Here is a 15,168-nt window from a genome sequence, read left to right on the forward strand (position 1 = left end):
AGGTAAAGACCCCCTAAATAAGAAACAGCTGTTAAAACATGTACAAGCGTTTGTGCAAACACCGCTTGAAGACAAGCTAGATGCCAACCTTATTGAACTTGGCTTAGACTCAATGCATATGATGCGTTTGGTCAATCAGTGGCGAAAACAAGGCGCAAAAGTGACCTTTTCAAAACTGATTGAACAACCAGTTCTTAGCGACTGGATAACACTTTTATGTACGCAAATTGATACTGATGTCGAAGTTACTGAAGCCCCTAAACTACCCGATATAGATCCCTACGCAGAGTTTGAGCTCACTGACGTGCAATATGCCTATTGGATTGGTCGCCAAGATGAGCAAGAGCTTGGTGGCGTCGGTTGTCACGCCTATCTGGAAATAGACAATCAAGACATCGATCCAATTAGGCTCGAACAAGCTTGGCATGCACTTTATCACTATCATCCCATGCTACGTGCGCAGTTTACTGAATCTGGTACCCAGCAAGTGCATTCACAGCTTCCCACTCCGGGGCTTGCAATTAACGACTTTAGGTCACTAACTCTTGATGAGGCAACTAAAGCGGCAGAACAAATCCGCAGCCGTCTATCACACCGAAAATTAGGTATTGAGTATGGTCAAACCCTTGGGCTGGAATTGAGTTTACTTCCCGAAGGAAAATGTCGGATCCACTTTGATGTAGACCTACTGATCGCTGACGTGCAGAGCTTAAATATCTTATTAAAAGATCTCGCGGTGCTTTATCATGGCGGTACACTCAACACGGATCCACACTGGAGCTTCGCAAAGTATCTAGCGTTTGAAAATGCACAAAATAAAGATAAGTTTGAAGCAGACAAAGCTTATTGGCAAACGCGTTTAGCAACTCTACCTTCGGGCCCACAGCTTCCCCTTCGTTGCGACCCTCGAGCGATCACTCGACCAACATTTTCTCGCCGTTTGCACACCTTGAGCCAGTACCAGTGGAAGACGCTTAAAAATACCGCACAACAGCATCAAGTGACGCCCGCTATGTTGCTCGTCACTAGTTATGCGTACGTACTTGCCAAATTTAGTACCGAGCAGAAATTCACACTGAACTTACCACTTTTTGATCGCAAGACTCAGCACCCAGGCATTGAAAACGTGGTTGCCGACTTCACCAATCTATTGCTTTTAGATTGTGATTTTAGTGAAGCTAAAGGTTTTATTGATCATACAAAAGCAATACAAAGCCAATTTCACCAAAACGTTGCACACAGTGATTATTCCGCAGTGCAAATCCAACGCGATTTAGTAAAACACGGTTATGCACAGGGTGTGAGCGCACCTATCGTATTTGCCTGTAACTTAGGCACCCCACTTCTGTCGCAACAAGACACGGTATTGGGTCAATTTAACTATATGATCTCGCAGACGCCGCAAGTGTGGTTAGACCATCAAGTGTATGAAGTTGATGAAGGTTTGATGCTGGCATGGGATGCTGTGGATGAGATTTTCCCAGAGTCGCTAATTGATTCCATGTTTGCAAGCTATGTTGCATTACTTGAAAACCTAGCGGCAAATAGCAGCGCATGGCACGCATTACATCTTATTGACCTGCCAGAGTATCAGCAAATCCAACGCAAAGCAGCCAATAACACCGATGCACCTTATACCCCACATACATTGCATGAAGCATTTTTTAGAGGTGCTCAGGTACACCCAGATAAGACTGCATTAATATTCAACACCGAACGGTTAAGCTATCGCACCGTCGCTGAAAAAGCGCTACGCATAGCCGCTTATTTGAAGCAACAAGGGCTGAATGGTGCAGAACCTGTAGCCGTAACATTACCCAGAAGCGCTGAGCAGATCATAGCGATACTTGGAGTACTGGCAGCCGGTGGCTGTTATGTGCCTATAGGACCTCACCAGCCTCAATCACGGCGAGAAAAGATCCATCGAACCGCAGAGGTCAAGCTAGCAATTGCTATTGGTGACGATCCAGAACATGACCCAGCAGTAAAATGTATTGATATTCAACAAGCGCTTTTAGCTGAGCCACTTGAATCAGCTGTTATCACAGACCCTGCAAATCCCGCCTATATCATATTCACCTCGGGCTCTACAGGTGAACCCAAAGGGGTTGAAATGAGTCATCAGGCCACTGCCAATACCATTTATCAGCTCAATAAAGACTATCAAATTGGCCAAGATAGCTGTGCGCTCGGGGTTTCAGCGCTTGATTTTGACCTTTCTGTATATGATATTTTTGGTTTGTTAAGTGTTGGCGGACAGCTAGTCGTTATTGATGAGCAGCAGCGCCGTGATGCACAAGCATGGCTTGAGCTGGTACATCAACACAAGGTAACTATTTGGAACTCTGTTCCGATATTGCTAGATATGCTTTTGACCACGGCGGAACAAGATAGCCGCCAACTGCACTTTGAGCAGGTGATGTTGTCTGGTGATTGGATAGGCTTAGACCTTCCTCCTCGGCTACAACATATCAGCGCCACCAATCCACCTATTATTGCAATGGGTGGCGCAACAGAAGCAGCTATTTGGTCAAACCGATGTGAAGTTCGCTCACCACTGCCACTGCATTGGCATTCAATCCCATACGGTAAACCTCTGCCAAACCAAAAATATCGCGTTGTTGATAAGCACGGTCAAGATTGCCCAGACTGGGTTCCTGGTGAGCTGTGGATTGGCGGTATTGGTCTAGCAACTTGTTATCGTGGTGATAGCATACAAACGGCAGCACGCTTCGTTGAGCAACATGGCGAGCGTTGGTATCGTACTGGCGACCAAGGTCGTTACTGGCCTGATGGCAACCTCGAGTTTTTAGGACGCATCGATCATCAAGTCAAAATACGCGGGCATCGTATTGAGTTGGGTGAAATTGATACAGCCCTTGCCAATATTAATGGTGTTCAGCGCGCTGTTACCGTGACCATTGGCGAGCCTAAAAGCCTAGCGAGTGTTGTGGTCTTAGCTGCTCAAAACACGTTAGATAACGCTGCCATACAACGCCAATTACACAAGCTACTGCCAGATTATATGGTGCCAAGCCATATCGAATTTGCACCGCAGCTGCCACTCAGTAGCAATGGTAAAATAGACCGAAAAGCACTTGTCAACCAGCTGGCTGCCACGCAGCAGCAGTGTGCGTTGAGTTTAACCGCGCCGCAAACAGACAACGAAAAATGCCTTGCCAATATATGGCGGTCTATACTGGGGGTTGAGCAAATCGGTCAGCAAAGCCATTTCTTCGAGTTAGGTGGAGATAGCTTAATTGCGACTCAGCTTATTGCAAAGCTCAAACAACAAGGTTTGGCATCTCCAAAACCACTGCCCGACTTATTCTCATCTCCTCAATTAAGCGCCTACGCAGCGCGTTTAGAAAGCATCGCGCCGATAACAAAACTCGAAATAGTGGCAGATCTAGATAATCGTTATGCACCATTCTCTCTCACCGAGGTACAACGTGCTTATTGGATGGGCCAAACACCGGGATTGCCGCTTAACTGCAGCACTTTGTATTTGCTAGAGTTGGAGGGAGAAAATGTCGATATTCAACGTATGGCAAAAGCTTGGGACCAACTGGTTGAGCACCATGAGATGCTGCGAGCAGTGATCACATCAGATGGTCAGCAACAACTGCTGTCTCATTTACCTGCGGTGTCTATTGCACAAGTGAGCTTGAAATCAGAAACCAATAATCACGCCAATGCTGCTCGGGATCATCTCCACCAGTTTTGGCGTAGAGTTTGTGAACAGGCGCTACAAAGCCACGACCAAAATGAGTCAGTGACGTTACCTAATCACCGTATTTGCGCCGTAAATTATGGTACTAATAAGACCCGTTTAGGGATCATTTTTGATTACTTAACGCTCGATGGATTTAGTATTAAATTGCTGCTAGATCAGCTTGCAAGCCTTTATAACGATCCCGCTTATCACTTGCCTGAGATTAATGTTTCGTTTAGAGACTACGTGATCCAAGTGCAACACAATGATGCAGAGCGTATAGCTGCACAAGCATACTGGCGAGAACAGATTAATACCTTACCACCTGCGCCACAATTACCACTGGCACAAGACCCACAAAATATTACTAAACCTGAATTTGTGCGCCGCGAAGCACAACTAGATGCGACTACTTGGCAAGCACTTAAAAATAAAGCGAGATCCTATGGCATTACCCCTTCAGTACTACTATTAACGGCCTACAGCAATGTGCTGAGACGCTGGAGCGAAGGTGATCACACGCTCAATTTAACCCTGTTTGACCGCCAAGACGTGCACGAGGATATCAATAAAGTGTTTGGTGACTTCACCACATTAGCCCCCATCGCATTTCGTAAAAATGTTGGTAACTCATTATTGGTACAAGCACAGGAAGCGCAGCTGCAAATTGCACAGGCCATTGAACACAAAGCAATTTCATCCATTTGGATCCAGCGCGAACAAGCTCGCCATAGCACACTCACATCAGCAGCGCTGCCTGTGGTATTTACCAGCACCTTGGGTCTTGGTGGCGGCTTGTTTGAAAACTCAAACGGCGATTTCCCCAAGATTGTACCTGGAGGTTTATCACAAACACCGCAAGTTTGGCTCGACCATCAATTATACGAATTTGATGGTTCACTTATTCTATCTTGGGATGCGGTGGATGCACTTTTCCCAGCCGGTATGATTGATGACATGTTCAACAGCTATGTTGGTGCGCTTGAAAAGCTGTGTCATAGCAGTTGGGAAGAGGAGATGTCCTTACCATTACCTGATGCACAAGCGCATACACGTCTCGCGGTAAATCACACCGGACGCCCACAAACACCACGCACTTTGCACCATGCTATTTTTGCGCACGCACAGCAAAACCCCGGCGACACGGCACTAGTATTTGAAAACTCGCATGTCAGTTATGCACAGCTATGTGAGCAAGCGCTCTGTATTGCAGCGCTATTGCAGCAACATCAGCTCGAACTAGCAGAACCTGTTGCAGTCACTTTGCCACGTGGCATAGATCAAATTGCGGCTATTTTGGGAGTTATGGCTGCGGGCGGCTGTTACGTGCCAATCGGGATCCATCAGCCTGCGAGTCGTCAGGCAAAAATACATCGTATAGCAGGGATCCGATTAGTGCTTACTGACAGTGATCACTTAGAAGTCGAATCCATCGAGTCAGTGATAAGGTTGGACGTGGCTACAGCAAGTACACCACAAGCAATGCCTATAGAAGTATCACCAGAACAACCTGCATACATTATTTTTACCTCGGGCTCGACTGGTGAACCAAAAGGGGTGGAAATGTGCCATCAGGCAACCGCAAACACCATAGATCAAATCAATCAACTCTATAAAATTGATAAACATAGCTGTGTATTAGCAGTGTCTGCAGTGGATTTCGACTTGTCGGTATACGATATCTTTGGCTTACTCGGTGTGGGGGGCCAAGTTGTGTTGCTCAGTGATGAAAACCGCCGCGATGCCAGCGAATGGTTACAGCTCGTGCACCAACATAATATCACTGTCTGGAACTCTGTACCCGTCCTGCTGGATATGTTGCTCATCGTTGCAGAGCAAGATGACAGGCAACTGCCTTTCAAACAAGTGATGTTGTCAGGTGATTGGATTGGCCTAGATATTCCACCGCGTTTACAAGCCAAAAACAAAGCCGAAGTTCCACTTATCGCTATGGGTGGCGCAACAGAAGCAGCTATTTGGTCGAATTTCTGTGAGGTAAAGGGCGACATTCCAGCTCACTGGAACTCCATTCCTTACGGTAAACCACTACCGAACCAAACCTACCGTGTCGTCGATGCCTACGGACGCGACTGCCCAGATTGGGTTGCAGGTGAGCTATGGATAGGTGGTGCAGGCCTTGCTAGTGCGTATCGGGGAGATCAAAAGCTCACAGCTGAGCGCTTTGTCAACCACGAAGGTACTCGTTGGTATCGTACCGGCGATAGAGGTAGATACTGGCCAGATGGCAACCTTGAGTTCTTAGGGCGTATAGATCACCAAGTGAAAGTACGCGGTCATCGTATTGAACTGGGTGAAATTGATACGGCTCTCGCCCGTATTAAAGGCATTTCTCGTGGAGTGGCATTAACCATTGGCGAGCCTAAAATGTTGGTTGCTGCACTGGTAATGGATGAAAGCACAGAACTGGCTCTCGATGCAGTAAAAACAGAACTTGCTCTTTCTTTGCCAGATTATATGGTACCGAGTCACTTCTTAGCCTTAAATGCACTGCCACTAAGCGCTAATGGGAAAGTAGATAGAAAACAACTTGCTACCCAGTTTGACGACCAACTTAGCGTTGAAGTGGCTGTAACAGCGCCACAAACAGATAACGAACTTCAAGTTGCACAGCTTTGGAAAGACTTACTTGGGGTTGCCAATGTTGGCCTAGAAAGCAGCTTTTTTGCACTCGGTGGCGATTCGCTGGTCGCGACCCAATTCCTAACTCAGCTCGCCCAACAAGGGTTGTCGACCAAGCAACCTTTACGCACTTTGTTTGCCAGCCCAACGCTTGGTGCATTTGCAGCAACACTTGAGATGCATGAAGCCACACAGTGCAAGCAAATTGTAGCTAGACCCGAACATCAGTTTGAACCATTTGCACTGACTGAAGTACAAAGTGCTTATTGGTTAGGCCAAACCCCGGGCTTCCCGCTTAATTGCGGCACTCACTACTTACTCGAACTCGATAGTTTAACGCTTGATACCGAGCGAATGATGCTCGCATGGAAAAAGCTGTATGCACGCCATGATATGTTGCGCGCCCAAGTGAGCGATAATAACCAACAGGTTGTGTTGCAGCAAAGCGGCATACCAAAATTGGATATCGATCCAATGACTTACACCTGTTTAGACCAAGCACGAACGCAAATTCACGCATGGTGGCAAACTAAAAATAGCCAACATTTACATGATGCGATAACGATTAAAGTTGCAAGGTATCAAGCGGGTGAAACTGAGCGTACGCGTCTTGCTTTGATGTTTAACTACATGACATTAGACGGCTATAGCATCATGCTGTTATTGCGCGAATTCGCTGCTTTATACCAAGCGCCAGATACTGAGCTAACGCCACTTTCCTCAACCTTTAGAGACTATGTCACCCAAGTTCAACATAGCCAGCAAGCCATAGATGAAGCCCAAGCATACTGGCAAGAACGTTTATCTACCTTGCCGGATGCTGCGGCACTACCACTGGCACAAGATCCACTGCAAATTGAACACAGCGAATTCTCTCGCCGCAGTGCAAGATTGCCAAAAGCCAAGTGGCAAGCCATTAAACAAGCGGCTCGCTCGCAAAATGTAACACCAAGTATTTTAGTGCTGAGTGCCTATGCGGAAGTACTCAGTCAGTACAGTGGTGGCCATCCACATACCTTAAATTTAACTCTATTTGATCGTCAAAATGTACATCCAGAAGTTGGCAGTATTGTTGGTGATTTTACGTCTCTGGCCCCCCTTGCTTACCACCCTGACGAGCACATCACAATTGCTCAACATGCAAAGCAACTACAAGAGCAACTTGCTGATGTACTTGATCACCGAGCAGTCTCATCTGTGTGGGTGCAAAGAGAGCGCAGCCGAACTATGGGGCGCACCGCAGCTGCATTGCCCATTGTCTTTACCAGTACATTAGGAATGGCTGACGACTTACTAGCAGACTCTTTCAATGAAGATTTACCACAATTTACCGATGGCGGATTGTCAGCAACCCCACAGGTTTGGCTTGATCATCAAATGTATGAGTTCAGAGGTGAGCTAATTCTATCTTGGGATGCCGTCGATGCACTGTTTCCAGCTGAGTTGCTAGACAATATGTTTAGCCGTTTCTTAACATTACTGGACGAAGTATCTATTTCAACGGATACAGCATTTAGCCACGCATTACCCAAATCTCAACAGTTGGTGCGAGACCGAGTAAACAGCACCAACGCTGAACAAACGCCTCGTACTTTACACCAAGCGATGTTTGACTATGCCCGTCAGCACCCCGATACCGTTGCGCTGATAGCTGATGAGCAAATAGTAACCTATGGCCAATTGGCAGATAAAGCACTGCGTATCGCCCACTTACTTACTCAACGAGGATTATCGCTAAGTGAAGCGGTGGCAGTGAGCTTGCCAAGAGGGGTAGATCAGGTTGCTGCCGTATTTGGCATTATGGCCGCTGGAGGCTGCTATGTGCCAATTGGTATTCATCAACCCACCAGCCGTCAAGCGAAAATTCATCGCACTGCGGGGATCCGTTGGATACTTACGAACGAAGCACACATCAACCAAGACGTTGAGCAGGGTGTCACTCGCCTCAATGTAACGGATGCAGAGGACTTTACGCCACTGGCAACCCCTTGACAGTAGCAACAGATGCACCCGCATATGTGATCTTTACCTCAGGTTCTACCGGTGAACCCAAAGGGGTCGAAATGTGTCATCAAGCGACTGCAAATACCATTGACCAGCTAAATCGACACTATGCTATCAACAGCAATAGCCGAGTACTTGCTGTTTCTGCATTGGATTTTGATCTCTCGGTATACGATCTATTTGGCTTGTTAAGCGTTGGCGGCAGTGTTGTATTACTCAATGAGGCAAGCCGTAGAGACGCAGCTACGTGGCTTGAACTAGTGCATCAACATCATGTCACTACTTGGAATTCAGTGCCGATATTGCTCGACATGCTACTGGTCGTTGCTGAAAACGATGCACGCCCACTGCCATTTTCGCAAGTGATGCTATCGGGTGATTGGATTGGCCTAGATTTACCGCCAAGATTACAAGCCAAGACTCACTCACAGATCCCATTAATTGCCATGGGTGGTGCCACTGAAGCAGCCATTTGGTCAAACAGCTGTGAGGTAAAAGGTGAGTTGCCTGAACATTGGTCATCTATTCCATACGGTAAACCGCTCCCGAACCAAACATATCGTGTGGTAGACCCATGTGGCCGTGATTGTCCAGATTGGGTTGCAGGTGAACTGTGGATCGGCGGTATGGGCCTTGCCACTGCCTATCGAGGAGACAAAAAACTTACAGCTCAGCGCTTTGTGATGGCTGATGGTAAGCGTTGGTACCGCACGGGTGACCGCGGTCGTTACTGGCCGGATGGCAACCTCGAGTTCTTAGGCCGAATTGATCACCAAGTTAAGGTTCGCGGACATCGCATTGAGCTTGGTGAAATCGACGCCGCCTTGGCTCAGGTTAAAGGCTTAAGTCGCGGTGTTGCACTAACGATTGGTGAGCCGAAAAAGCTCGTTGCCGCCTTTGTTAAGGAAGCCCAAGCCACGCTAGATACACAGGTAATTACTGCACAACTGGAACAGCAACTTCCAGAATACATGGTGCCCAGCCATTTATTAGAACTTGAGACATTACCGCTAAGCGCCAACGGTAAAATTGACCGAAAGCAATTGCTCAATGAATTTATGGCATTGGAGCTAAAGCAAGCTGAGTTCGAGGCGCCTGAAGGTGAGCTTGAAGAACAGCTTGCAAAAATCTGGCAATCACTTTTAAAACGCCCTCAGCTCTCTCGCCACGACGACTTTTTTGCCATAGGTGGTGATAGCTTGAGCGCAACACAGCTTATCCAAACACTGCAACAACAACACATTATTCCAACATCTGTGTCACTTACAGCACTATTTAGCGCCCCAAGTATTGCCAGCTTCGCTAATGCCATAACACAAGCTTGGCGTGACCTAAGCGGCACAACCTCTGACACAGATGAACTATTTGAAGAGGGTACATTATGACAATCGCCAGTATTATCGCTGACTTCGAAAGCCGCGGCGTTTACCTGTGGGCCGATCAAGGCAACTTAAAATTTAAGGCCCCTGCTGGAGTAATGACAGCGGCACTAAAAACACAATTACAAGACAACAAAGCAGCGCTTATCGACTATTTAAGCGACCCTGTAATGGCAGCTATAGAGCCTAATTATGCAGACCGCTATCAGCCGTTTCCACTAACCGATTTACAGGTCGCTTACTTAGTTGGCCGTAACAATGCCGTTGAGTATGGTGGTGTTGGCTGTCATAGTTACATTGAGTTGGACCTACCGAATATTGATGCAAAACGCCTGCAAACGGCTTGGCACAAGTTAGTTGAGCGCCACGATATGCTACGCGCTATTATCAACCTTGATGGTACTCAACAAATTATCGCACAGGTTACGCCAAAAGCGATCCGCGTGCATGAATTTGCAGCGTTTGACCAGCAAACTCGTCAGCAAAAACTATTAGGCCTGCGTGAACAGTTGGCTCACCGCCACTATCAACCGGATAAATGGCCACAATATGACTTACACCTTAGCCAAACCGGTGAAGGGTCAATTCTACATTTTTCTATCGACTTGCTTATCGCCGATTTTGCTAGCATTCAAATTATGCTCGCCGAACTCGGTGAATTATATAACCATCCAGAGCGTGCTCTTGCGCCTCTGGGGGTTTCGTACAGAGATATTGTTATCGCACGCAAAGCCTTGTTAGAACATCCTAAAACAGCACAGCGCTATGAACAGCACAAAGCCTATTGGCTAGAACGCATTAAAACGCTGCCAGCCCCTCCCGAGCTACCAAGAGCAAAAAGTACAAGCAACGAGGAAAGCGTCGCGTTTTCTCGCTTACATTTTAAGTTAGACCCCACCCTTTGGCAGCGCCTTGGCGAACGAGCGGCAAGGCATAAACTAACACCTTCTAGCCTTGTATTAGCCGCATTTACAGAGGTAATTGGACGCTGGTCTCGCCATCCTAATTTTTGTTTAAACCTCACTATGTTGAATCGCGCCAATGTGCACCCAGATGTCCGTGGCGTGGTTGGCGACTTTATCGCAGTAAACGTGTTAGGGGTATCGCCAGATCCGCAAGCGGGTTTCGCCAAGCGGGCAAGTCAGTTACAGCAACAACTTTGGCGTGATTTGGAACACAGCGACTTTACTGGCGTTGAAGTATTACGAGCTATGAACCAAATACAGCAAAGCAATACCATAGTACCAATTGTCTACACTAGCACCCTTGGTTTGTCAGGTGATGAGTTAGACAGCAACCAATTTATGCATGATGCACAGTTGCGTTACGGAATTACTCAAACGCCGCAAGTCTGGCTTGATTGTCAAGCAACGGAGCGCAGTGGAGAGCTGATCGTAGATTGGGATATCCGCCAAGGGATTTTCCAAGCCGGTGTGATTGAGCAAGCACATCAAGCATTTTGTGAACTATTACACGAGCTGGCTAATAATGAAGCACTATGGCAGTCCACCAGCCCGGTGAGTTTGCCAAAGCAAACGCAACTACACATCACCGCGCTAAACGACACCAAAACAGAACAAGCTAAAGGATATTTGCACTCTGGATTTGCACGACATGTTCTAGATACCCCTGATCAAATTGCGGTGATCGACCAAAACGGCGAAATGAGTTACCAACAACTTGCACAGTTGGCACTTCAAATCAGGCTCACCTTTGTCGACTCGGTAAAACCGAACGACCATATTGCAATCGTATCAGACAAAAGCACACAACAAATTGCAGCAGTGTTTGCTGTATTGTTTGCCGATTGTGTGTATGTACCTATTGAGGCAAAACACCCGCTTGCTCGTCAGCAATCAATCATCGCTAACTCAGGTGCCAAAATCGTACTCACAGAGTTGCAATATGCTAACCTAGACTTTGGCTCTGATGTCACTGTTATTGCATTTGATCAATTACTACCGGCTATTCCGCAGCAGGACCTTCAAGGTTTATTGGAAATATTCACGCAACGTCGACAGCAGCAAATTTTTGTCGAAGCGCCAGCTTATGTAATATACACCTCCGGTACGACAGGTCAGCCAAAAGGGGTGCAGCTATCGCACGGCGCAGCACTGAATACCGTGCTGGAAATTAATCGCCTGTATGATATCAACCCGAAAGATAAAACCTTAGGACTGGTGAGCTACGGCTTTGATCTCTCAGTTTGGGATATCTTTGGTACACTCTCAGCAGGGGCGACTTTGGTATTACCAGCTCAAGAGCTGCGAGGAGATCCAAACCACTGGCATCAAGTGATAGCCAAGCATCAGGTCAGTCTGTGGAATTCGGTGCCTGCGCAAATGCAAATGCTGATGACCAGTTTGCCATGGGCGGAAGATCAGACGCTCAGTACACTTAGGCTGGCCATGCTTTCTGGCGATTGGATCCCTGTCCAACTTGCAAAGCAAGTAATCCAACAACTGCCTCATATTGACCTGAACAGCCAAGGTGGCCCTACAGAAACTGCGATTTGGTGTGTCCAGCACACTGTCAAAGACATCGCGGATGATGCTGCTTCAGTACCCTATGGTAAGCCACTAGCAAACCACCAAATTCACATTTTAAATGACCGACTAGAGCCTTGCCCAACTTGGGTCACCGGCGAAATGTATATTGCAGGTGATGGTTTGGCATTAGGGTATTTAAACGATAAACAAAAAACTGCTGAGCTATTTATTAAACATCCACAAACAGGTGAAAGGCTTTATCGCTCTGGCGATTTAGGCTGCATTATGGATGACGGCATCATTGCCATTCAAGGGCGCGAAGATGGCCAAGTCAAAATCAATGGTCATCGTATTGAGTTGGGTGAAATAGAGTCAACTATTGCCGCACACCCAGCTGTAAAAGACGTCGCGGTGGTCAATCTATCTACTGATGGTAACTTAGCTGCGGCACTGGTTGTCAAAGAAGTAACCGATAGCGAAATCATGTTCAGTGAGTTGGGCACCTTACTTAATGACAAGTTGCCTAAATACATGTTACCGACGCATTTCTTTACCTTAGACACACTTCCTCTTAGTCAAAACAGTAAAGTTGATAGAAAACAGCTTAAAGTACAACTGACGCAATTACAGCAGCAACTGACAACACAATATGAAGCACCATTTGACAATCATGTTGAGCAAACCGTGGCGCAAATCTGGCGTGATTTACTCAACGTGACGGAGGTATCGCGTCACGATGACTTTTTCCAACTTGGTGGTACCAGCTTAAATGCCATCAACCTGCTAAGCGCATTTCTAGCAGCAGGCTTTGATGCAGATATTGACCTGATTTTCAATCATGCCGTATTCAGCGAAATGTCCGAAGCACTGGCAAAAGCAAATGAAGCAAAACAAGCATGGCTTGAGAGTATTGATTTAAACAGCATGGCTACTGAAGCACTCGAAGGCCTTGCAGATGCCCTACCGTATGATTCGAATTCCGAACCAAAAACCCTATTTTTGACTGGCAGCACGGGGTATTTGGGTAGCTATGTTTTGCGCGAAATATTGGATACTACGGATTATCGTATTCTATGCTTGATGCGCTGTGATGATATTCAGCATGGATTCTCACGCTTAGAGCAGGCCGCTGCAGAAAAAGGCCTGCCTACAGCTATACCTCACGAGCGTATTCAGATAATCAGCGGTACGATGTCCGAGCCTTACTTTGGTTTAAGCAATACAGACTATCAAGCTCTAAGTGCACAAGTGGATGTGATAGTTCACAATGCATCGATCATTAACCTCATGGATCCGCTTTCTGCTCTTTACCCAACCAACGTCGAAGGCGCCCGTGAAATTATCCGCTTAGCAAGCTCGCATCAAGTGAAGCCAGTGCATTATATTTCTACTATCGGAGTACACCACGCGTTACCAAGTGATGTACCTCAGCCTGTGGTAGAACATACCCAAGTGGTGCCATGGCGTGAAGTGGAGTTAACGTATGAGCAGTCAAAAATTATGGCTGAAACCTTATTTACTGAAGCGAGAAGACACGGCGTACCAGTCAATATTTTACGTCCCGGAACCATCACTTGGGCAACCACAGAAACACCCTTTATTAATGATGATGCATTCTTAAAATTTTATCGTGCTTGCTTGAATATTCACGCCTATCCTGCGTCCGAGCTGGCGGTAAACATTGTTCCCGTAGACTATGTGGCAACCTGCATCACGGCCATAGTGAAAGGTGCGACGGGCCAAAACAGTAACTTCCACTTAGTGTCAGACCAAAGTACCGATGTTGCACAGATCTATAATTGGTTTAACGAACTCGGTTGCGATATTCAACCACTTGATTTTATAACATGGAAAGACAAACTCAATGACAACTTTGTGCGCAGCTTTGTTGAGCTTTACTTCAAGCAAGGTATGGACTCAGGTGGTCACCACCAATACGCCACAGATAACCTAAAATCCATATTGGCCCAATTCAGTCTCCCAAACTTTGCGGTCAGCCGCGATTACCTAAAGCCACTTACACAGAAGTACAACAATGCTTAATACCACATACACCAACAACAGTGCGTGTTACCGCATTTTTAAAGCACGCCCCAATGCCGCTAAACGGTTAATCATTTTGCCTCATGCAGGGGGCAGTGCAAGCTACTTTCGTCACTGGGCTAATATCGCCGACTCAGATTTAGAAGTCGTGGTTGTACAATATCCAGGTCGTGAAAACCGCATGGCTGAGCCTTTGATTTCGGACATGGATCGTTTGGTCGGCAACTTGGCCACAGGTCTTAAAGCAATACTCAACAAGCCTTATATCTTGTTTGGACATAGTATGGGCGGCGGTATCGCTTACGAACTTGCCAAGCGCATTCAGGCCTATCGCTATCCGCCTCCAACTCAACTGGTGGTGTCTGCTGTTGAAGGACCTAGTTGCCACCATGCGACCGAAGTACACAAAGCCCCCGATGAAGTCATGCTTAATGAGCTTAAACGTCTCAATGGTACGGAGATTGATCTCAATGCCCTTCCAGAGCTACTAGAGATGATGTTGCCGTTGCTGCGCAATGATTACCAGTTAATTGAGACTTATCAACCAAACCTCAATGCACCAAAATTGCAGCTTCCAATCTCCGTGATGCTCGGGTCAACTGATACCGAGCTCACCTACGAAGAAGCCCAAGCCTGGCAACAAGTGAGTAGTCAGCCCATCAACATTAAGGTCTACGAAGGTGGCCATTTCTACTTAGCCAATCATGTTGAGGCTATTTTGACCCATTTGGGCACGCTGTTCCCTGTACAAAAAACATGGTTGTGTGCACCTTAGTAATCAATCCCCCTTGAGGATAAAGTTTGTTCAAACTAGGAGCTGCCCCCCAGCTCCTTCTTCCAGCGCTGTTAAAAATTATCTCTTTTGGGGATTACAAATCCGATGTGGGTAGTGCTGGGT

At 46.8% G+C, this 15,168-nt stretch carries 4 protein-coding genes; all 4 read left to right on the plus strand.

Features of this window, described 5'->3' with window-relative positions:
* The first annotated feature begins 52 nt into the window (after positions 1 to 52).
* The 4 genes from GSF13_RS04275 to GSF13_RS04290 are packed head-to-tail and all read left to right on the plus strand — an operon-like array spanning position 53 to position 15,045.
* Positions 53 to 8,347 (plus strand): non-ribosomal peptide synthetase, encoded by an 8,295-nt coding sequence (locus GSF13_RS04275; protein ID WP_211865315.1) that lies wholly within the window; start codon positions 53 to 55, stop codon positions 8,345 to 8,347.
* Positions 8,344 to 9,744, plus strand: coding sequence for a non-ribosomal peptide synthetase (locus GSF13_RS24885; RefSeq protein ID WP_211865317.1), 1,401 nt, complete (start codon positions 8,344 to 8,346; stop codon positions 9,742 to 9,744). Before GSF13_RS04275 ends, GSF13_RS24885 begins: the two co-directional genes overlap by 4 nt.
* Positions 9,741 to 14,270 (plus strand): non-ribosomal peptide synthetase, encoded by a 4,530-nt coding sequence (locus tag GSF13_RS04285; protein ID WP_206471751.1) that lies wholly within the window; start codon positions 9,741 to 9,743, stop codon positions 14,268 to 14,270. The genes GSF13_RS24885 and GSF13_RS04285 overlap by 4 nt, the downstream gene beginning before the upstream one ends.
* Positions 14,263 to 15,045: an alpha/beta fold hydrolase gene (locus GSF13_RS04290; RefSeq protein WP_206471750.1), complete on the plus strand. Its 783-nt coding sequence runs from the start codon at positions 14,263 to 14,265 to the stop codon at positions 15,043 to 15,045. The genes GSF13_RS04285 and GSF13_RS04290 overlap by 8 nt, the downstream gene beginning before the upstream one ends.
* Positions 15,046 to 15,168: the final 123 nt, after the last annotated feature.

Origin of the sequence: Pseudoalteromonas sp. M8, from assembly GCF_018141365.1 — a bacterium.
Taxonomy (GTDB): domain Bacteria; phylum Pseudomonadota; class Gammaproteobacteria; order Enterobacterales; family Alteromonadaceae; genus Pseudoalteromonas.

Bases quoted from the DNA above. Each gene is read 5' to 3' on its own strand.
- GSF13_RS04285 (WP_206471751.1), top strand. From the start codon at position 9,741: ATGACAATCGCCAGTATTATCGCTGACTTCGAAAGCCGCGGCGTTTAC.
- GSF13_RS04290 (WP_206471750.1), top strand. From the start codon at position 14,263: ATGCTTAATACCACATACACCAACAACAGTGCGTGTTACCGCATTTTT.